Genomic DNA, 19,733 nt, shown 5'->3' with positions numbered 1-19,733 from the left:
CCTAACTGTCACAGCAGTGCCCTCCCGTATCAAGCCCCCTGGCGCGATGTCACCCTCCCCGAATGGGGTGAATGCGCGTCCGAATGTGCCGCATGTGTAACCCGGCGTCCGATGTGGCGTGGATGAACTGCCCTGGTTCGCCCGGGTTGTCAGGAATGTCCTGCGCTCACTCCGTTGGGTGATCTGCCGCGTACGCATAGTCCGTTCGGACCATTCAAGATTGGGCCCGAAGGGGGTGTTGCGCTGTGCCCACCTTCCGTAACGTCCTCAACTGGCAGCGGTGAATATGCCGCTGCCGCCGTGGGGGAGCCTCGAATTCGGGAGAGGACGGCGCCGGGATGGGCTGGGTAACTGACTGGAGTGCGCAGGCAGCCTGCCGCACTACCGATCCGGACGAACTGTTTGTACAAGGGGCAGCGCAGAACAGGGCCAAGGCGGTGTGCACCGGATGCCCGGTGCGTACGGAGTGCCTGGCCGACGCGCTCGACAACCGCGTCGAGTTCGGCGTGTGGGGTGGCATGACCGAGCGGGAACGGCGCGCACTGTTGCGCCGGCGTCCCACCGTCACCTCATGGCGTCGGCTGCTGGAGACCGCACGCACCGAGTACGAGCGCAGCACGGGCATCCTGCCCGCGATCGTCGCGGACGACGAGGCGTTCGAGGAGACGTACGCAGCCGTGGGGTAGCCCACGTGAGAGGGACCTCAGGGGCCCCGTTGGGCGGAGCGCGCGATGGGCGCCGCGCGCACCCCGGGGCGAGCAGGGCGGACTCAGGCCGGAGAACGACCGGTCGCGAGGCGATCACCGATGGCCCGGAGCCCTGCCAGGTCATGGACATCACCGGGCAGCGCGGCCACCTCGGCCACGGCCACCTCGGGGTGGAGCGCCGTGAAGCGGTCGCGGGTGCGCTGCTCACGGGCGAGCACCTGCATGCGTTCGGCGTGCAGTCGGAGCAGGCCGGCGGTCAGTGCATCGACCGTCGGCTCCGGCATGGCTCCTGCCGGCTCGGGTGCGGCGTCTGGCGTGTCGGCCTCCGGGGAAGTCTCAGCAAGCTCAGCAGATCCAGCAGGCTCAGCAGGTGTGCCGGGCTCGCCGGTCTCTTCGGCCTCTTCGGTTTCTTGGGCCTCTACGGGTGCACCCCCGTCTGTGGCGGTCTCCGCGTGGGGCGTCTCGGGGGATGTGTCAGCGGTCTCGGCAGGCTCGGCGTGCTCCGCGGTTCCGGGCTCGGGAGAGGGGCCCGTGGAGTCACGAACTGCTTCATTCCCGGCCTCCTGATCCACAATGCCGCCGGCTTCAAGATTTTCCGCGGCGGCCAGCGCCCGCTCCGCCGTGAGCCGCGCGGCCCCGCTGCCGTGCACCCGGTTGAGTACGAGGCCGGCCAGCGGCATTCCGTCGGCGTCCAGCCGCTCCACGAAGTACGCGGCCTCCCGCAGTGCGTCCCGCTCCGGCGCCGCGACCACCAGGAAGGCCGTGCCGGGCGCCTGGAGCAGCCGGTACGTGGCGTCGGCGCGGGTGCGGAAGCCGCCGAACATGGTGTCCATCGCCGTGACGAAGGTCTGCACGTCGCGCAGGAACTGACCCCCGAGCAGCTTGCCGAGGGTGCCGGTCATCATCGACATGCCGACGTTGAGGAACTTCATCCCGGCCCGGCCGCCGACCTTCGCCGGGGCCATCAGCAGCCGGATGAACTTGCCGTCGAGGAACGACCCGAGCCGCTTCGGCGCGTCCAGGAAGTCGAGCGCCGACCGCGACGGCGGGGTGTCCACGACGATCAGGTCCCACTCGTCACGGGCCCGCAACTGGCCCAGCTTCTCCATCGCCATGTACTCCTGCGTGCCGGCGAAGCCCGCGGAGAGCGACTGGTAGAAGGGGTTGTTCAGGATCGCGGCGGCCCGCTCGCTGTCCGCGTGCGCCTCGACGATCTCGTCGAACGTCCGCTTCATGTCCAGCATCATGGCGTGCAGTTCACCGTCGCCGGTGGCCTTGATGCCCGCCACCCGGCGCGGGATGTTGTCGAGCGAGTCGATGCCCATGGACTGGGCGAGCCTGCGTGCCGGATCGATGGTCAGCACGACGGCCCGGCGCCCGCGCTCGGCCGCCCGCACCCCCAGTGCGGCCGCGGTCGTGGTCTTGCCGACGCCGCCCGAGCCGCAGCACACGATGATGCGGGTGGCCGGGTCGTCGATCAGCGGGTCGATGTCGAGGAGGGGCACGCTGTCCAGGGTCATGACGTGGTGTGCCTCCGCAGTTCGGTCGCCAGCTGATAGAGCCCGGCCAGATCCATTCCGTCGCCGAGCAGCGGGAGTTCGTAGGTGGGAAGCCCCAGTTCCGCCAGTACGGCGCGCTGTTCGCGCTCCAGCTCCACCCGCTCCGCGTGGTCGGCGGCCTCGGTGAGCAGCGGGGTCACCAGCTTCGCCGCGCCGCTGACGCCCGCGCGGGTCAGCGCCTTGGCGACCTCCTTGCGGCGGTCGCCCGACACGGTCCGTACGGTCTGCTCGTCCAGGAGCGCGGGGCGGACCATGTTCACGATGACGTTCCCCACGGGGAGGTCGGCGGCGCGCAGTTCGGCGATGCCGTCCGCCGTCTCCTGCACCGGCATCTCTTCGAGCAGCGTCACGAGGTGCACCGACGTCTCGGGGGACTTGAGGACGCGCATCACGGCCTGCGCCTGGTTGTGTATGGGCCCGATCTTCGCGAGACCGGCCACCTCGTCGTTCACGTTGAGGAACCGGGTGATGCGGCCCGTCGGCGGTGCGTCCATGACGATGTGGTCGTAGGCGAAGCGGCCCTGCTTGTTCTTGCGGCGTACGGCCTCGCAGGCCTTGCCGGTGAGGAGCACGTCCCGCACCCCGGGCGCGATGGTCGTGGCGAAGTCGATCGCGCCGAGCTTCTTCAGGGCCCGGCCCGCGCTGCCCAGCTTGTAGAACATCTGGAGGTAGTCGAGCAGGGCGCGTTCGGCGTCGATCGCGAGGGCGTACACCTCCCCGCCGCCGGGTGCCACGGCGATCTTCCGCTCCTCGTACGGGAACGCCTCCGTCTCGAAGAGCTGGGCGATGCCCTGGCGGCCCTCCACCTCGACGAGGAGAGTGCGCTTGCCCTCCGTCGCGAGGGCAAGCGCCAGCGCGGCGGCGACCGTGGTCTTTCCGGTCCCGCCCTTGCCACTCACGACCTGAAGCCTGCTCACGTATTCGAGCCTAACCAGTCGGGCACGGTGGTACGCCCGAGGCGGTCAGTGACAGCGGCTACAGTCGCCGTATGGCCAAATGGGAATACGCGACTGTGCCGCTGCTGGTACACGCGACGAAGCAGATTCTGGACACCTGGGGCGAGGACGGCTGGGAGCTCGTCCAGGTCGTGCCCGGACCGAACAACCCCGAGCAGCTCGTGGCGTACCTCAAGCGCGAGAAATCCGCATGAGCGGGGCCGTCGAAGCGCGCCTTGCCGAGCTCGGGCTGACGCTTCCGGACGTCGTACCGCCGCTGGCCGCGTACCAGCCGGCCGTGCGGTCCGGTGTGTACGTGTACACGGCGGGCCAGCTGCCGATGGTGGAGGGCAAGCTTCCGCTGGTCGGGAAGGTCGGCGCGGAGGTCACCGCCGAGGACGCGAAGGACCTGGCGCGTACGTGTGCGCTGAACGCGCTGGCGGCCGTGAAGTCGGTCGCCGGTGACCTGGACCGTATCGAGCGGGTCGTGAAGGTCGTCGGATTCGTGGCTTCGGCCCCGGACTTCAGCGGTCAGCCCGGCGTGCTCAACGGCGCGAGCGAGCTGCTGGCCGAGGTGCTCGGCGACCGCGGTGTGCATGCGCGCAGCGCGGTGGGCGTCGCGGTGCTGCCGCTGGACGCACCGGTCGAGGTCGAGATCCAGGTCGAGCTGAAGGCGTGAGGGCTCGCCGGCGGGGGGCGGCTGAGGGGCCGCAGGGCTGAAGGGGCTGGGGCTCGGCGTCGGCACGCGCGGGCGGGCGCCCTGTCCACCTCTCGGGCCGGCGGGTGCCCCACCCACGCCTCGGACCGGCGGGCATCGCGTCCACCCCTCGAACATCGACGCGAGAGCGGTTAGCCTCCGGCCATGCCCCAAGGTCAGTGGTACCCGCCGGAATGGCCCGACCGTATCCGCGCCCTGGCGGCCGGCGAGCTCACCGCCGTCGCACCGCGCAGGGCCGCGACCGTCATGCTGCTGCGCGACACCGCGGCCGGTCCCGCCGTCCACATGCTGCGCAGACGCGCCTCCATGGCCTTCGCCGGAGGCGCGTACGCGTATCCGGGCGGCGGTGTCGACCCCCGCGACGACGACCGCCCGGTCGGCTGGGCGGGGCCGCCGCGTGACGTGTGGGCCGCGCGGCTCGGCGTGGACGCCGCATCCGCCCAGGCCATCGTCTGCGCCGCCGTCCGGGAGACGTACGAGGAGGCCGGCGTGCTGCTCGCGGGCGAGACCGCGTCCACCGTCGTCGGCGACCTCTCGGGCGACGACTGGGAGGCGGACCGCGCCGCGCTCGTCGACCGCGACCTCTCCTTCGCCGACTTCCTGGACCGGCGGGGGCTCGTCCTCCGCTCCGACCTGCTGGGTGCGTGGGCCCGCTGGATCACCCCCGAGTTCGAGCCGAAGCGGTACGACACCTGGTTCTTCGCGGCCGCGCTGCCGGACGGGCAGCGCACCCGCAACGCCTCCACCGAGGCGGACCGCACGGTCTGGGTCAGGCCCGTGGAGGCGGCCGCGGCGTACGACAGGGGGGAGCTGCTGATGATGCCCCCGACGATCTCGACGCTCCGCTCGCTCCAGCCGTACGGGACGGTGGCCGACACCCTGGCGGGCGCGGCGGAGCAGGAGCTCGCCCCGGTGCTGGCACGGGCCCGGCTGGAGGCCGGTGAGCTGGTGCTGAGCTGGCCGGGTCATGATGAGTTCACCCGGCGGCTTCCGGCGGCCGGGACGCCGGAGTGACCGGCCGGGTCCCCGAAGCGACGGCCCGCGTGACAGCCCGAGTGACAGACCGAGTTGCGGCCCCAGTGACGGCCAGGACGACAGGAGCCCCCGCGTGAGTGATGCCGCAGCCCTCCCCGGCCAGCCCAGGGGCGGGGTCCTGTCCGGGCCCGCCACCTCACGGGCAGTCAATGTCCTGGCGCCGAACGCGTCCGCGATGACGCTCGACGGCACCAACACCTGGATCGTCGCCGAGCCGGACTCCGACCTGGCGGTCGTCATCGACCCGGGACCGCTCGACGACACGCACCTGAAGGCCGTCGTCGCGACGGCGGCGGGTGCGGGCAAACGCGTCGCGCTGACGCTCCTGACGCACGGCCACCCGGACCACGCGGAGGGCGCGGCCCGGTTCGCCGAGCTGACGGGGACGTCCGTACGGGCGCTGGATCCCGCGCTGCGCCTCGGTGACGAGGGACTCGGAGCCGGGGACGTCATCACCACCGGCGGCCTGGAGCTCCGGGTCGTACCGACGCCGGGGCACACCGCCGACTCGCTCTGCTTCCACCTCCCGGCCGACCGGGCGGTGCTGACGGGCGACACGGTCCTCGGCCGCGGGACGACGCTGGTCGCGCATCCGGACGGACGGCTCGGCGACTATCTGGACTCGCTGCGGCGGCTGCGCTCGCTGACGGTGGACGACGGGGTGCACACGGTGCTTCCGGGACACGGGCCCGTACTGGAGGACGCGCAGGGGGCCGTCGACTTCTACCTCGCGCACCGCGCCAACCGGCTCGCCCAGGTGGAGACGGCCGCCGAGAACGGCTTCACGACGGCTTCGGAGGTCGTCGCGCAGGTGTACGCGGACGTCGACCGGTCGCTCTGGCCCGCGGCCGAGCTGTCGGTACGGGCGCAGCTGGAGTACCTGCGGGAGCACGGGCTGATCTGAGCGGGGCGGCCGAGGGCTGAGCCTGCGCGGACCTACGTCGAGGGGGCGCCCCACTCCGGGGATGCTGTTGGTCAATTCCGTCCCTGGTGCTTCGCCCCGTCGGCTGGTTGGTCGGCGGGGCGAAGTTTTGCGAAGTGGCTGACGCGGGTGCGGGCTCGTGGGGCGTCGGTGTGGTGGGCGTCGATGCGGATGAGGTTGATCGCGGCGCCGGTGAGTTGGTGCTGGAGGCTGGTTTTCGTCAGCCCGCGGTAGCGGGTTCTGCGCAGGTCGCAGCGCCCGACTGCTTGGGAGATGGTGCCTTCGACGCCGGCGCGGACCTGGTAGCGCTGCTTCCAGGCGTCGGTGTGCTGTTCGGCGCGGCGGTCGTGGATCGCCTGGTGTTCCTCGCGGGGACGCAGCATGATCTCGCGGCGTTGTCCGGTGGGTGAGCCCAGGCAGTCGGTGCGGTGCGGGCAGGGGCGGCATTCGCTGTGGCGGAACCGGACGCGGATCACCGCTCGGCCGCCTGAGTCGGTGCGGGGATACCACTGGGTGGTGGTGACGTCGCCGGGGCAGGTCACCTGTTCTCCCTCCCAGTCGATGGTGAACGCGTCAAGGCTGTAGGGGCCGTCGGACTGGGTGGTGGTGTTGTCGGCGAGGGGTCCTTGCAGGTCGACGCCGTGGGTGTGGCGGGCGGTGACGATCTGGGCGGCATTGGGGTAGCCGGCGTCCACCCAGTGCTCGGCTGGCAGGCAGCCCCGGTCCGCCAGGGCCGCGTGGATGTCCGCCGCCATGATGCTGTCGGGCACGGTGGCCACTGTGGTGGCCACGTTGGTGATCAGATTCGGGACACCGGGCTCGCAGGTCTCGGTGAGGTGGACCTTGTAGCCGTCCCACATCGTGTCCCGCTTGACCCCGACACGGGCCTCCGGGTCATAAGGGTTGACCAGGCGCAACGCGCCCGGCGGGCGGTCTTTTGGGCCCCGTCGCCTCACCTCGCCCTCCACCCGGTGGAAGTGCTGGACCCAGACCTGGCGCAGGATCTCCACCTCGTCCAGTGCGCGCACGGCCGCGGGCGCGTCAGCAGCGAAGACCGCTTCCAGCAGGAGGGTGCCGTCCCGCCCGATTCGCGACCCCACCTCGTCCCGCTTGGTGCGGGCCTTGGGGAACCTGGTGTCCTCGGCCCTGGCCGCGTAGTGCCTGAACCAGTCCGGCTCCGCAACCTCGGACAACCAGCCCGGAGCGGCCTGAGCCAGCGCGTTCAACGCCGCCCGCAGCGTCTCGGCCACCTGCTCCAGCCAGCACAGTTCACGCGCCGACGACAGCACATGCGTGGAGTCGGTACGGGCCCGGCCCGCGCTCTTCAGCAGCCCCTTCTCCCGGGCGGCAGCCAGCACACCATCCAAGACACGGCGCCCGCCATCCGCTCCAGCCAGCCGGTCCCGGAACTCCGACAACACCGAGAAATCGAAGCCCGGATCGTCCAGCCGCAGCCCGAGTGCGTACTTGTAATCGATCCGTGCTCGCACCGCCTCCGCGGCCTGCCGGTCGGTCAGTCCTTCCACGAACTGCAACACCGACACCAGCCCCAGCCCGCCCGGCGACCAAGCAGGCCGGCCCCGCGAGGCAAACAGGTCCGCGAACTCCTCATCCGCGAACAGCACCCCCAGCTCGTCCCGCACCCGGATCGCCAGACTCCCCTTCGGGAACGCGGCCCGGGCCACCCGCACTGTCTCTACCGGAATCTCCCCCGGCCCCTTCGGCTGCATCGACATCAACATCCACCCCATACGACAACGTCGGCCTTCAAGACCACAACCAGGTCTTGAAGGCCGACGTCACGCAGAGGGACGGAATTGACCAACAGCATCCACTCCGGGCGGGCGCCCCCTCAATGTAGGTACGGGCTTATCTACGGGCGGAACGGGCCGGGCTAGCGGGACCGCTTCGCGAGGCGCTCCACGTCCAGCAGGATCACCGCACGGGCCTCCAGCCGGAGCCAGCCACGGCCGGCGAAGTCGGCGAGGGCCTTGTTGACCGTCTCTCGGGAGGCGCCGACCAGCTGGGCCAGTTCCTCCTGGGTGAGGTCGTGGACCACGTGGATGCCCTCTTCCGACTGCACACCGAAGCGGCGTGAGAGGTCGAGGAGCGCGCGGGCGACCCGGCCGGGGACGTCCGAGAAGACCAGGTCGGACATCTGGTCGTTGGTCTTGCGCAGGCGGCGGGCGACCGCGCGCAGCAGCGCCGTGGCCACCTCGGGGCGCACATTCAGCCAGGGCTGGAGGTCACCGTGGCCCAGGCCGAGCAGCTTGACCTCGGTCAGCGCCGACGCCGTGGCGGTACGCGGGCCCGGGTCGAAGAGGGACAGCTCGCCGATCAGCTCGCCGGGGCCGAGGACCGCCAGCATGTTCTCGCGGCCGTCGGGGGAAGTGCGGTGCAGCTTTACCTTGCCCTCGGTGACCACATAGAGGCGGTCGCCGGGGTCGCCCTCGTGGAAGAGGGCGTCGCCGCGGGCGAGCGTCACCTCACTCATCGAGGCGCGCAGCTCAGCAGCCTGCTCGTCATCGAGCGCCGCGAAGAGCGGGGCGCGCCGCAGAACGTCGTCCACGAGTTCTCTCCTTGTCGACCTGCTCAGGGAACTGGCTGGTTCCCATCATGCCGGACGGGTCAATCAGTGTGATCAGTCACAAGTTTGACGTACTGACGCTGCGGCTTGTGCGGGAGGGGGCCGATTGGGTTGGGAATTGGCTGTGACCGGGGCGGTTGTCGGTGTCTGGCTCTAGGCTGGCCGGGTGTCCAAATCGCCGGTGAGAGCAGAGGGTCAGGGGGCTGAACGAGTGTCTCCGAGCCGTAATTCTGCTGTGGGCGAACAGTCGCCCACCCGGGCGAAAAAGGCCGCAAACGCGATGAAACCGGTGAACCGGTGAAGGGGGCCGAGATGGCAGAGGCGGCTGGACCGGCGGAGGAAGCCGGGAAGCAGGTTGCGAGAACGGCCGCGAAGAGGGCCGCGCCCGCACGGAAGGCCGCGCCTGCTGAGAAAGCTGCTGCGGCTAAGAAGACTGCGGCGGCAAAGAGCGTTGTGCCCGCGAAGAAGGCTGTGCCCGCGAAGAAGGCCGCGTCCGTGAAGAAAGCCGCGCCTGCCAAGAAGGCTGTGCCTGCGAAGAAAGCCGCGTCCGCGAAGAAGGCCGCGCCTGCCAAGAAGGCCGTGACGGGGAAGAAAGCCGCGCCTGCCAAGAAGGCCGGGCCTTCGCCGGACGCCGTCAAGATTCCCCGGTCCGAGTCCCACGCCGCCCTGGTCCGCCGGGCGCGCCGGATCAACGACGAGCTGGCCGAGGTCTATCCGTACGCCCATCCCGAGCTCGACTTCGAGAACCCCTTCGAGCTGCTGGTCGCGACGGTCCTCTCCGCCCAGACCACCGACCTCCGGGTCAACCAGACGACGCCCGGACTCTTCGCGAAGTTCCCGACACCGGAGGACATGGCTGCGGCGGACCCCGAGGAACTGGAGCAGATCCTGCGGCCGACCGGGTTCTTCCGGGCGAAGGCGAGGTCGGTCCTGGGGCTGTCCACCGCCATCAGGGACAACTTCGGCGGTGAGGTGCCGGGTCGGCTCGAAGACCTGGTGTCGCTGCCCGGAGTCGGTCGGAAAACAGCAAATGTTGTTCTCGGCAATGCTTTCGGAGTCCCGGGAATCACTGTGGACACCCATTTCGGACGGCTGGTGCGCCGCTGGAAGTGGACCGAGCAGGAGGACCCGGAGAAGGTCGAGGCGGAGATCTGCGCGCTCTTCCCCGAGAGCGACTGGACGATGCTCTCGCACCGGGTCGTCTTCCACGGCCGCCGGATCTGCCACGCCCGTAAACCGGCCTGCGGCGCCTGCCCGATCGCGCCGCTCTGTCCTTCGTACGGCGAGGGCGAGACGGACCCGGAGAAGGCGCGGAAGCTGCTGAAGTACGAGAAGGGCGGGCAGCCCGGACAGCGGCTGAAGCCTCCGGCGGACTATCCCGGGCAGCCTGCTCCACCGATGGCGGCCGGGTGACGGCGGCGCGCACCGGCCCACAGGGCCGGAGTCACCCCGGCGTGCGGAACAGCCCCGGCGTGCGCAATCAGCCCGGCTTGTGCGAGCACCCCGGCGTGCGGAATCACCCGTCCGTGCGGAACGATCAGGCCCGCCGCAGGCGTTGGAAGGGGCGGGGGTGCCGATGACGCGCGCTGGAGAGAGACACACGGACCGGACTCAGGAGAGCCCGGTCGCCGTGACGCAGTCCGGGCTGCCCGAATGGCTGGCACCCGTGGCGCGCGCGGCCGACACGGTGCGTCCCGAGCAGCTCAGCCGGTTCCTGCCACCCGAGAGCGGCGGCGGGCGGCAGTCCGCCGTGCTGGTCCTCTTCGGCGAGGGCCCGGCCGGGCCCGAGCTGCTGCTGATGGAGCGGGCCTCCAGCCTGCGCTCCCACGCGGGACAGCCCTCCTTCCCCGGCGGTTCCCTCGACCCCGGCGACGGTGACCCGCAGACCACCGGCCCGCTGCGGGCGGCGCTGCGCGAGGCTCAGGAGGAGACCGGTCTCGATCCCGCGGGCGTGCAGCTCTTCGGCGTGCTGCCCCGGCTCTACATCCCGGTGAGCGGCTTCGTCGTGACGCCGGTGCTCGGCTGGTGGCGCGAGCGCACTCCGGTCCGGGCCGTGGACAGCGGCGAGACGGCCCGGGTCTTCACGGTTCCCGTGGCGGATCTCACGGATCCCGCCAACCGGGTGACGACTGTGCACCCGCGCGGTCACCGGGGCCCCGCATTTCTGGTCGAATCCGCCCTGGTCTGGGGCTTCACTGCTGGCGTGATCGACCGAATTCTGCACTTCGCGGGCTGGGAACAGGCCTGGGACCGCTCCAGACAGGTCCCGCTCGACTGGCGCGCATGACAGGGTGGCCGACGTACTGGGCCACTCGGGCGACGCTGCGAACCACTGCGGCTCACCGACGGGCCGCACCACCGGCCGGCGGACCGTGACCGGCGGCGACGAAAAGCGAGGCTCCCGACGGTGAACGTGCTGGACATCCTGCTGCTGCTGGCCGCTGTGTGGTTCGCGGTCATCGGTTACCGCCAGGGTTTCGTCGTCGGCATCCTGTCGGTGATCGGCTTTCTCGGGGGCGGCATCGTCGCCGTCTACGTACTGCCCATCATCTGGGACGAGCTGACGGAGAAGTCCGAAGTCTCCACCACAGCCACGGTCGTCGCGGTCATCATCGTGATCGTGTGCGCCTCGGTCGGCCAGGCCCTCACCACCCACCTGGGCAACAAACTGCGCCGCTTCATCACCTGGTCACCCGCGCGCGCACTCGACGCCACCGGTGGCGCGCTGGTGAACGTGGTGGCCATGCTGCTGGTCGCGTGGCTGATCGGATCGGCCCTGGCCGGTACGACTCTGCCGACCCTCGGCAAGGAGGTCCGCACCTCCAAGGTGCTCATCGGGGTCTCCCGGGTGGTGCCGTCCCAGGCCAGCACCTGGTTCACGGACTTCACCTCCGTCCTCGCGCAGAACGGCTTCCCCCAGGTCTTCAGCCCGTTCGCCAACGAACCGATCACCGAGGTCAAGCCGCCCGACCCGGCGCTGGCCGACAGCCCGGTCGTGACGAGCGCCAAGAAGTCCATCGTCAAGGTCGTCGGCACGGCGACCGGGTGCAGCAAGGTCCTGGAGGGCTCCGGCTTCGTCTTCGGCAACCACAGGGTGATGACCAACGCCCACGTCGTCGGCGGTGTCAGCGAACCGACCGTGCAGATCGGCGGCGAGGGCAAGCTGTACGACGCGAAGGTCGTGCTCTACGACTGGTCGCGCGACATCGCCGTCCTGGACGTGCCGGACCTGCACGCGCCCGCGCTGAAGTTCACCGACACCCACCACGACGCGCACAGCAATGACAGCGCGATCGTCGCCGGCTTCCCCGAGAACGGCGCGTACGACGTCCGCTCCGCCCGGGTCCGCGCCCGGATCAACGCCAGTGGCCCGGACATCTACCACCGCGGGACGGTCACCCGGGACGTCTACTCCCTCTACACGACCGTCCGGCAGGGCAACTCCGGCGGCCCCCTGCTGACCCCCGAGGGCAAGGTGTACGGAGTGGTCTTCGCCAAGTCGCTCGACGACAGCAACACTGGATACGCGCTCTCGGCCGACGAGATCCGCCAGGACATCGCCAAGGGCCGCACCGCGAACCAGCAGGTGGACACTCAGGGTTGCGCGCTGTGACCGCGGCACGGGGGCTGGACACGGGGCTGGACACAGGGCTGGACACGGTGGGGAAGGCGTACTCGGTGAGGACAGCGGGAGGCGCACGGTGAGGCTCACGATTCTCGGCGGCGGTGGATTCCGGGTGCCGCTGGTGTACGGGGCGCTGCTGCGCGACCACGCCGCGGGCCGGGTCACCCACCTCACGCTCCACGACCTCGACCCCGCCAGGCTGGCGGCCGTGGCGCGCGTCCTCGCCGACCAGGCGGCGGGCGTGGCGGACGCGCCCGAGGTCCGTACCACCACCGACCTCGACGACGCCCTGCGCGGCGCCGACTTCGTCTTCTCCGCGATCCGGGTGGGCGGGCTCGCGGGCCGTGCGGCCGATGAGCGGGTGGCGCTGGCCGAGGGCGTTCTCGGCCAGGAGACCGTCGGCGCGGGCGGTATCGCGTACGGGCTCCGGACGGTCCCGGTCGCCGTCGACATCGCCCGCCGGGTGGCCCGGCTCGCCCCGGACGCCTGGGTCATCAACTTCACCAACCCGGCGGGTCTTGTCACCGAGGCGATGGCCGCCCACCTCGGACGCCGCGTCGTCGGGATCTGCGACTCGCCGGTCGGTCTCGGCCGCCGGGTCGCCCGGGTCCTGGGCGCGGACCCCGGATCGGCGCGGCTCGACTACGTGGGGCTGAACCATCTGGGCTGGCTGCGCGGGCTGTACGTCGGCGAGCAGGACGTGCTGCCGCGGCTGTTCGACGACGAGCGCCTGCTGACTTCCTTCGAGGAGGGCAGGCTCTTCGGGGCGGAGTGGCTGCGCTCGATCCGCTCGGTCCCCAACGAGTACTTGCACTACTACTACTTCAACCGCGAGACCGTCGCCGCCTACCAACAGGCGGGGCAGACCCGCGGCGCCTTCCTGCACGACCAGCAGGCCCGGTTCTACGACGAGATGACGCACCCGTCGACGCCCGCGCTCGCGGCCTGGGACCGTACCCGTGCGGAGCGCGAGGCGACGTACATGGCGGAGAACCGCGAGGCGGCGGGGGCGGGCGAACGGGAAGCTGACGACCTGGAATCGGGCGGGTACGAGAACGTCGCGCTGGCCCTGATGCGGGCCATCGCGCGGGACGAGAGCGCCACCCTCATCCTCAACGTCCCCAACGGCAACGCACCCGATGGCCACGCACCGGGCGGCAACGCACCCGGTGGCAACGCCGCCCATGACGACGATGCCGTCGCCGCCGGCCGTACGCTCGCGGTGCTCGACGAGGCCGCCGTCATCGAGGTCCCGTGCCGGGTCGACGCGAACGGACCTCGCCCGCTGCCGGTTTCACAGCTGACGGGGCATGAGGCAGCCCTGGTGGCAGCGGTGAAGGCGGTGGAGCGCTCCGTACTGGAGGCGGCGGAGAGCGGATCGGCGCGGGCCGCGGTGCGGGCATTCGCCCTGCATCCGCTGGTCGACTCCGTGAATGTGGCGGGAAGGCTGCTCGACGGCTACCGGAACGTGCATCCGGGCCTCGGCTACCTCACGAAGAGCTGAGAGCACGAGCCCTTGAGTGCCCGTGGTGGCGGGTCGGCCGGGTCGCTCCGCCACGGTCTTCGCCGGGCGCCCTCGGGCCCACCCGGACCTCCACGAGGATTCCTCACGGCCTGGAGTGCCGTAAACGCGCCGACACCCAGCGGGCCCGGCGGCGGATGATGCGCGGAATGCCGAGACGTGGATCGTCGTCCTCCCCGTCGTGTGATCCGCCTCTCTCGTACGTGCTCAGGCCCGTGGCCGAGCGGCGGTTGCGTGCTGCGTCACCGTAGTCGTGCGTCCAGCCCATACCACCGTGTTTGCCCGTGCCTCATGGTCGGTAATCGCGTCCCATGGGGCCAATTGGCCTATGCGTCAGGCATTTGGCTGTTCGTAGGACAAGCGTTCCCGTCCCGGCCGCCGAACCGGCTCTGACGGCCCCCCCGGTGGTCGACGGAGGGCAGTGGAGGGCAGTGAAGGTCGAGGGAGGTCGGTGGAGATCGAGGGAGGTCGGTGACGGTCAGCGGTCGGGCTCGGGGTCCTTCAGCCAGTTGATGAGTTCCGCCGAGAAACCCTCGGGGTCCTCCTCCTGAGGGAAGTGCCCCAGACCGTCGAACAGCCGCCAGCGGTACGGCGCTTCGACGTACTGCCCCGACCCGGCCGCGCTGCGGGTGCGCATCACCGGGTCGAGCGATCCGTGCAGATGCAGCGTCGGCACCCGCACCGGCCGCTTCATCCGGCGGTTGAACTGAATACCGTCCGGCCGCGCCAGCGACCGCACCATCCAGCGGTACGGCTCGATGGAGCAGTGCGCCGTGGACGGGATCGACATGGCACGCCGGTACATCTCCACGGCGTCGTCCTCCGGCCCGACGGGCCCGGACCACTCGCGTACCAGCTCACCGACCAGCGCCGCGTCGTCGGCGACGAGCTGCCGCTCGGGGATCCAGGGCCGCTGGAAGCCCCAGACGTACGAACCGGCCCGGGACTGCGAGAGGTCGGAGAGCATCGCCGATCGCCAGCGGCGCGGGTGCGGCATCGAGGACACGGCAAGCCTGCGCACCAGCTTGGGCCGCATCACGGCCGCCGTCCACGCCAGATATCCGCCCAGGTCGTGCCCGACGAGCGCGGCGTCCGGCTCCCCGAGGGAGCGGATCACGCCGGTGACGTCGAGGGCCAGGTTGGCGGGGTCGTACCCCCTGGGCGTGCGATCGCTGCCGCCCACGCCCCGCAGATCCATCGCGACGGCCCGGAACCCGGCATCGGCGAGCGCGGTCAGCTGATGGCGCCAGGTCCACCAGAACTGCGGAAAACCATGCAACAGCAGCACCAGCGGCCCGTCACCGGCCTCCGTGATGTGGAAGCGCGCGCCGTTGGCGGCGACGTCGCGGTGGGTCCAGGGCCCGTCGATTCGTACGACGGAGCCCATTTCGGCAGAAGCGGTCATGCCGACGAGCGTGCCACAGCTGACGGCTCGCCGTTGACCGTGAGGGCGGCATCCGCGGGGACCAGTACGGCCGCTTTGTCGAGCGCCGGACGGGGGTGCGGCTTGACGCCCTGGATGACGGCCGCCGTCTCCTTGGCGGACGCGACGACCTTCTGCGGGCCCTTGCCCTTCTTGGCCTTCTTGAGGAACACGGTCCCGATCAGGGCGAGGATGCCGGCCACCAGCACGTTCGCCGCGAAGGACAGGACGAAGCAGATCGCCAGGTTCCAGTGGCTCCAGGTCCGGATGCCGTAGGCGAGGGCGAAGCTCAGCATGGGCAGGGAGAAGAGGAGCACGATCCCGGCCGCAGAGAACGCGGCGCTGCCGACGGCGCCCCGCTTGACGTCCTGGCGGAGCTCGGCCTTGGCCAGGGCGATCTCGTCGTGCACCAGTGCGGACATCTCGGCGGTCGCCGAGGCGACCAGCTGACCGAGACTGCGGTCGGCGGTGCCGGCTGGGCTGCTGGGGTGGCTCATCGCTGAATCCCTCTTCTCTTGCGCGAGCGTTCGTCTGTGCGAGCGATCATCCGCGCGGGCATCGTCTTGGGCATCGATTCGGACATCGGTTCCGACATCCGTTCGAGCATCGACTCGGGCATCGTCACAAACGGTCTGTTCGGAGTGATCTGACTTCAGATCATGCCGGACCGTCCTCGTCCTCGCTTGCTGCCCCCGCCCGTTCGGCGAGACGGCGGTGCTCGGCCGCCTTCCCCTCGAGGATCGCAGCCATGCGCAGATGGTGCGCGGGTTCATCCTCCTCGTAGACGTCCGGGATGCCGTCGTGGTCCTCGTCGCGCTCCTCCTCGTCACACAGGGACCGGTACCGGCGGTCGCGCATTCTGAGCAGGACGGACGAGAGCGCGGCGGCGATCACCGAGCCCAGCAGCACCGATGCCTTGATCTCGGCGGTCGTCGTGGGGTCTCCGTCGAAGGCCAGTTCGCCGATGAGGAGCGAGACGGTGAAGCCGATCCCGGCGAGGGAGGCCACCGCGAACACGTCGGCCCAGGCCAGGTCCTTGTTGAGCTCGGCCTTGGTGAAGCGGGCGGTCAGCCACGTACCACCGAAGATGCCGATCGCTTTGCCGACGACCAGCCCCAGGACGACGCCCAGCGTCTCCGGCCTGCTGAACACGTCGGTGAGGGCCCGGCCGGACACCGAGACGCCGGCGGAGAACAGCGCGAACAGCGGTACGGCGAGGCCCGCGGAGAACGGCCGGACCACATGCTCGATGTGCTCTCCGGGGGAGTGCCGCTCACCCTCGCGGCGGGTGCAGCGGAGCATCAGGCCCATGGCGACACCGGCGATGGTGGCGTGCACGCCGCTGTTGTACATCAGCCCCCAGACGACCAGCCCGAGCGGGACGTAGATGTACCAGCCGTGTACGTCGAAGCGCAGCAGCAGCCAGAAGAGGGCCAGGCCCGCCACCGCGCCGCCGAGCGCGGCGAAGTTGATGTCGCTGGTGAAGAACACCGCGATGATCAGGATGGCGAAGAGGTCGTCGACGACCGCCAGCGTGAGCAGGAAGGCGCGCAGTGCGGAGGGGAGCGAGGTCCCGATGACCGCGAGGACCGCCAGCGCGAAGGCGATGTCGGTGGCGGTCGGTACCGCCCAGCCGCCCAGCGAACCGCCGCCGACGACGTTGACCAGCGTGTACACCAGGGCCGGTACCGCCATCCCGCAGACCGCCGCGATGACCGGCAGCGCGGCGGCCTTCGGATCACGCAGCTCACCCGCGACCATCTCGCGCTTCAGCTCGATCCCGGCGACGAAGAAGAAGACCGCGATCAGTCCGTCGGCCGCCCAGTGCTGGACCGAGAGGTGCAGGCCGACGGCTCCCGGGCCCAGATGGAAGTGGCTGACGGAGTCGTAACTGCTGCTCAGCGGAGTGTTCGCCCAGACGAGGGCGGCAATGGCGGCGACGAGGAGAAGCAGACCCCCGACGGTCTCGGTGCGCAGTGCGTCAGCGAGATAGGTCCGTTCGGGGAGGGGAAGCCGCCCGAGGAACGCCCTGGGCCGCGACTGCTGTGACTTGGGCGACTGCTGCGACGTGGACTCGGGCTTGGGCTTCGGGGCGGGCGCGGCCACGAGGGGGACCTCCGGTCAGATGGACAGCACAGAACACATGCCGACCAGACTTCCCGGCGCACCCGTTTACCTACTTCGTCAGCTCTACGGTATCCGAGGCGGGGCAGCGCTTTGTGCAGAGGCGGGCGGCTCTGTTGTCAGAGGTGGAGCGGGTCTGCGGGTGGCAGGGAGCATCCGGTGATCGTCTCCCCGTCACTCTGATCGCCACCTTACGGACAGAACGCCGGACGGGCATATCAAGCCCGTCCGGCGTTCCGCTGCCGCGCTCGCCGTCACGCGGGTCGTGCTGTGCTGCTCCCGGCCTTTGTACTGCTTCCCGCGTTGCTGTACTGCTCGCCGGGAGGGGCTCCGGGTCAGTCCTCGCTGGAAGCGCTCGGCAGCTTCGTCTGGATCAGGCCCATCACCGAGGCGTCGGTGAGCGTGGAGACATCTCCGAGCTCGCGGTCCTCCGCGATGTCACGCAGCAGCCGCCGCATGATCTTCCCGGACCGGGTCTTGGGCAGCTCGGCCACGGGCAGGACGCGCTTCGGCTTCGCGATCGGCCCGAGTACCGCGCCCACGTGGTTGCGCAGCTCCGCCGAGAGGTCCGCCGATTCCTCCGCCGTGCCCCGCAGGATCACGAAGGCCACGATCGACTGACCGGTTGTCTCGTCGGCAGCGCCCACGACCGCCGCTTCGGCGACCGCCGGGTGCGAGACGAGTGCCGACTCGACCTCGGTGGTCGAGATGTTGTGCCCGGAGACCAGCATCACGTCGTCGACCCGGCCGAGCAGCCAGAGATCGCCGTCCGTGTCCTTCTTCGCACCGTCACCCGCGAAGTACTTGCCCTCGAAGCGCGACCAGTAGGTGTCGATGAAGCGCTGGTCGTCGCCCCAGACGGTGCGGAGCATCGAGGGCCACGGCTCGGTGATGACCAGGTAGCCGCCGCCTCCGTCCGGTACCTCGCGCCCCTCGTCGTCGACGACCGTCGCGGAGATGCCCGGCAGCGCACGCTGCGCGGACCCCGGCTTGGTCTCCGTCACTCCGGGCAGTGGCGAGATCATCATCGCGCCGGTCTCGGTCTGCCACCAGGTGTCCACGATCGGGCACTTGTCGCCGCCGATGTTCTTCCGGTACCACATCCAGGCCTCGGGGTTGATCGGCTCACCGACCGATCCGAGGATCCGCAGCGACGACAGGTCGAACTTGGCGGGGATGTCGTCGCCCCACTTCATGAACGTACGGATCGCGGTGGGCGCCGTGTAGAGGATCGAGACGCCGTACTTCTGGACGATCTCCCAGAAGCGGCCCTGGTGCGGGGTGTCGGGCGTGCCCTCGTAGATCACCTGGGTCGCGCCGTTGGCCAGTGGCCCGTACGTGATGTACGAGTGGCCGGTCACCCAGCCGATGTCGGCCGTGCACCAGTAGACGTCCGTCTCCGGCTTGAGGTCGAAGACCGCCTGGTGGGTGTATGCCGCCTGGGTGAGGTAGCCGCCCGACGTGTGCAGGATGCCCTTCGGCTTCCCCGTCGTGCCCGAGGTGTAGAGGATGAAGAGCGGGTGCTCGGCGTCGAACGCCTCGGGGGTGTGTTCGGTGGACTGGCGTCCCACGAACTCGTCCCACCAGACATCCCGGCCCTCGGTCCACGCCGTGTCCTGGCCGGTACGCCGCACGACGAGCACGTGCTCGACCTGCGGGCACTTCGCCACGGCCTCGTCGATCGCGGGCTTGAGCGCGGACGGCTTGCCGCGCCGGTAGCCGCCGTCGGCGGTGATGACGAGCTTGGCGTCGGCATCCTGGATACGGGAGGCGACGGCGTCCGCGGAGAAGCCGCCGAACACCACCGAGTGCGCGGCACCGACCCGGGCGCAGGCGAGCATCGCCACCACCGCTTCGGCGATCATCGGCAGGTAGACGGCGACCCGGTCGCCCTTCACGACGCCCAGCTCGGCGAGCGCGTTCGCGGCCTGCGACACCTCGTCCTTGAGCTGCGCGTAGGTGATCGACCGGCTGTCCCCGGGCTCACCTTCGAAGTGGATGGCGACGCGGTCACCGTTGCCGGCCTCGACGTGCCGGTCCACGCAGTTGTACGCGACGTTGAGCTCACCGTCGGCGAACCACTTCGCGAACGGCGGGTTCGACCAGTCGAGCGTCTCGGTGGGCTCGGTGGCCCAGGTGAGCCGCCGGGCCTGTTCGGCCCAGAAGCCCAGCCGGTCCGCTGCCGCCTGCTCGTATGCCGCCGCTGTGACGTTGGCGTTCGCGGCCAGCTCGGCGGGCGGCGCGAAGCGTCGCTCCTCCTTGAGCAGGTTAGAGAGTGAGCTACGTTCGCTGTCCGACATGGCACCGTCCCCGGGTGGTATAGACCAATCTGTATTGGTCGATTGTCTGGCGACCGCGGAAATGGGTCAACCCCCAGACGAATCCTGACACCCGGTGGGGCCCACCTTCTACGTACCAGACCCTCAGGTTCTCACTTGGGCGGGAACGGGCAGTAGAACACCCCCGGTACGGCAGAGACCCCGTGCCGGGGGCGTTCCACCCGGGCGTTTATGGGCCACTGGATCGGGCGGCGAGCCAGTGGCCCATCCAGTGGCCCATCCAGTGGCCCATTGCAC

General features: G+C 70.3%; 18 protein-coding genes. 9 read left to right on the top strand and 9 right to left on the bottom strand.

Going from position 1 to position 19,733, the window contains the following annotated elements:
• Positions 1-338: 338 nt before the first annotated feature.
• A complete protein-coding gene (locus OG285_RS15065; protein WP_164258855.1) occupies positions 339-686 on the top strand; it encodes a WhiB family transcriptional regulator in 348 nt (115 codons plus the stop codon).
• 83 nt (positions 687-769) lie between these two features.
• Here OG285_RS15065 and OG285_RS15060 read toward each other — a convergent pair whose 3' ends face one another.
• A complete protein-coding gene (locus OG285_RS15060; protein WP_371791216.1) occupies positions 770-2,227 on the bottom strand; it encodes an ArsA-related P-loop ATPase in 1,458 nt (485 codons plus the stop codon).
• Entirely contained in the window at positions 2,224-3,183 is a 960-nt protein-coding gene (locus OG285_RS15055) for an ArsA-related P-loop ATPase (protein WP_356826186.1), read from the bottom strand. Before OG285_RS15055 ends, OG285_RS15060 begins: the two co-directional genes overlap by 4 nt.
• 71 nt (positions 3,184-3,254) lie before the next feature.
• On the opposite strand from OG285_RS15055, the gene OG285_RS15050 reads away from it, so the two are divergent.
• From OG285_RS15050 to OG285_RS15035, 4 genes are all read left to right on the top strand, one after another.
• The gene (locus OG285_RS15050; protein WP_164258849.1) at positions 3,255-3,416 is read left to right on the top strand and encodes a DUF4177 domain-containing protein; all 162 of its coding nucleotides are present in this window, start codon (positions 3,255-3,257) and stop codon (positions 3,414-3,416) included.
• On the top strand, positions 3,413-3,880 hold the full coding sequence (locus tag OG285_RS15045; protein ID WP_356826184.1) for a RidA family protein: 468 nt from the start codon (positions 3,413-3,415) through the stop codon (positions 3,878-3,880). The genes OG285_RS15050 and OG285_RS15045 overlap by 4 nt, the downstream gene beginning before the upstream one ends.
• 183 nt (positions 3,881-4,063) lie before the next feature.
• Positions 4,064-4,933 (top strand): NUDIX hydrolase, encoded by an 870-nt coding sequence (locus tag OG285_RS15040; RefSeq protein ID WP_371791215.1) that lies wholly within the window; start codon positions 4,064-4,066, stop codon positions 4,931-4,933.
• Between the two features lie 94 nt (positions 4,934-5,027).
• The gene (locus tag OG285_RS15035) at positions 5,028-5,858 is read left to right on the top strand and encodes an MBL fold metallo-hydrolase (protein ID WP_356826180.1); all 831 of its coding nucleotides are present in this window, start codon (positions 5,028-5,030) and stop codon (positions 5,856-5,858) included.
• Between the two features lie 71 nt (positions 5,859-5,929).
• Here OG285_RS15035 and OG285_RS15030 read toward each other — a convergent pair whose 3' ends face one another.
• Both OG285_RS15030 and OG285_RS15025 read right to left on the bottom strand, forming a co-directional pair.
• A complete protein-coding gene (locus OG285_RS15030) occupies positions 5,930-7,612 on the bottom strand; it encodes an IS1182 family transposase (protein ID WP_371791214.1) in 1,683 nt (560 codons plus the stop codon).
• A 158-nt stretch (positions 7,613-7,770) separates the two neighbouring features.
• Complete coding sequence (locus OG285_RS15025) at positions 7,771-8,445, bottom strand: Crp/Fnr family transcriptional regulator (RefSeq protein ID WP_164258843.1); 675 nt, start codon at positions 8,443-8,445, stop codon at positions 7,771-7,773.
• A 330-nt stretch (positions 8,446-8,775) separates the two neighbouring features.
• On the opposite strand from OG285_RS15025, the gene nth reads away from it, so the two are divergent.
• From nth to OG285_RS15005, 4 genes are all read left to right on the top strand, one after another.
• Positions 8,776-9,876 carry an endonuclease III gene (nth, locus tag OG285_RS15020; RefSeq protein ID WP_371791213.1) on the top strand — a complete coding sequence of 367 codons (1,101 nt, stop codon included), beginning with the start codon at positions 8,776-8,778 and terminating at the stop codon, positions 9,874-9,876.
• A gap of 163 nt (positions 9,877-10,039) precedes the next feature.
• Entirely contained in the window at positions 10,040-10,750 is a 711-nt protein-coding gene (locus OG285_RS15015) for a CoA pyrophosphatase (RefSeq protein ID WP_371791212.1), read from the top strand.
• Between the two features lie 120 nt (positions 10,751-10,870).
• Positions 10,871-12,076 carry a MarP family serine protease gene (locus tag OG285_RS15010; protein WP_371791211.1) on the top strand — a complete coding sequence of 402 codons (1,206 nt, stop codon included), beginning with the start codon at positions 10,871-10,873 and terminating at the stop codon, positions 12,074-12,076.
• A gap of 88 nt (positions 12,077-12,164) precedes the next feature.
• On the top strand, positions 12,165-13,592 hold the full coding sequence (locus OG285_RS15005) for a 6-phospho-beta-glucosidase (RefSeq protein WP_371791210.1): 1,428 nt from the start codon (positions 12,165-12,167) through the stop codon (positions 13,590-13,592).
• Positions 13,593-13,695: 103 nt separating this feature from the next.
• Here OG285_RS15005 and OG285_RS15000 read toward each other — a convergent pair whose 3' ends face one another.
• From OG285_RS15000 to acs, 5 genes are all read right to left on the bottom strand, one after another.
• Positions 13,696-13,878 (bottom strand): hypothetical protein, encoded by a 183-nt coding sequence (locus tag OG285_RS15000; protein WP_266854825.1) that lies wholly within the window; start codon positions 13,876-13,878, stop codon positions 13,696-13,698.
• A gap of 210 nt (positions 13,879-14,088) precedes the next feature.
• On the bottom strand, positions 14,089-15,015 hold the full coding sequence (locus OG285_RS14995) for an alpha/beta hydrolase (RefSeq protein WP_356826170.1): 927 nt from the start codon (positions 15,013-15,015) through the stop codon (positions 14,089-14,091).
• Positions 15,012-15,530, bottom strand: coding sequence for a phage holin family protein (locus OG285_RS14990; protein ID WP_356826168.1), 519 nt, complete (start codon positions 15,528-15,530; stop codon positions 15,012-15,014). The genes OG285_RS14995 and OG285_RS14990 overlap by 4 nt, the downstream gene beginning before the upstream one ends.
• Before the next feature lie 160 nt (positions 15,531-15,690).
• A complete protein-coding gene (nhaA, locus tag OG285_RS14985; RefSeq protein ID WP_371791209.1) occupies positions 15,691-17,139 on the bottom strand; it encodes a Na+/H+ antiporter NhaA in 1,449 nt (482 codons plus the stop codon).
• A 353-nt stretch (positions 17,140-17,492) separates the two neighbouring features.
• Positions 17,493-19,457: an acetate--CoA ligase gene (gene acs, locus OG285_RS14980; protein ID WP_356826164.1), complete on the bottom strand. Its 1,965-nt coding sequence runs from the start codon at positions 19,455-19,457 to the stop codon at positions 17,493-17,495.
• Between the last annotated feature and the right edge of the window lie 276 nt (positions 19,458-19,733).

The organism is Streptomyces sp. NBC_01471, assembly GCF_041438865.1.
Lineage (GTDB): Bacteria > Actinomycetota > Actinomycetes > Streptomycetales > Streptomycetaceae > Streptomyces.
This window is presented reverse-complemented; position numbering and strand designations above follow the sequence as displayed.

Bases quoted from the DNA above. Each gene is read 5' to 3' on its own strand.
- OG285_RS15065 (WP_164258855.1), top strand. From the start codon at position 339: ATGGGCTGGGTAACTGACTGGAGTGCGCAGGCAGCCTGCCGCACTACC.
- OG285_RS15060 (WP_371791216.1), bottom strand. From the start codon at position 2,227: ATGACCCTGGACAGCGTGCCCCTCCTCGACATCGACCCGCTGATCGAC.
- OG285_RS15050 (WP_164258849.1), top strand. From the start codon at position 3,255: ATGGCCAAATGGGAATACGCGACTGTGCCGCTGCTGGTACACGCGACG.
- OG285_RS15045 (WP_356826184.1), top strand. From the start codon at position 3,413: ATGAGCGGGGCCGTCGAAGCGCGCCTTGCCGAGCTCGGGCTGACGCTT.
- OG285_RS15040 (WP_371791215.1), top strand. From the start codon at position 4,064: ATGCCCCAAGGTCAGTGGTACCCGCCGGAATGGCCCGACCGTATCCGC.
- OG285_RS15030 (WP_371791214.1), bottom strand. From the start codon at position 7,612: ATGTCGATGCAGCCGAAGGGGCCGGGGGAGATTCCGGTAGAGACAGTG.
- nth (WP_371791213.1), top strand. From the start codon at position 8,776: ATGGCAGAGGCGGCTGGACCGGCGGAGGAAGCCGGGAAGCAGGTTGCG.
- OG285_RS15015 (WP_371791212.1), top strand. From the start codon at position 10,040: ATGACGCGCGCTGGAGAGAGACACACGGACCGGACTCAGGAGAGCCCG.
- OG285_RS15000 (WP_266854825.1), bottom strand. From the start codon at position 13,878: ATGGGCTGGACGCACGACTACGGTGACGCAGCACGCAACCGCCGCTCG.
- OG285_RS14995 (WP_356826170.1), bottom strand. From the start codon at position 15,015: ATGACCGCTTCTGCCGAAATGGGCTCCGTCGTACGAATCGACGGGCCC.
- OG285_RS14990 (WP_356826168.1), bottom strand. From the start codon at position 15,530: ATGAGCCACCCCAGCAGCCCAGCCGGCACCGCCGACCGCAGTCTCGGT.
- acs (WP_356826164.1), bottom strand. From the start codon at position 19,457: ATGTCGGACAGCGAACGTAGCTCACTCTCTAACCTGCTCAAGGAGGAG.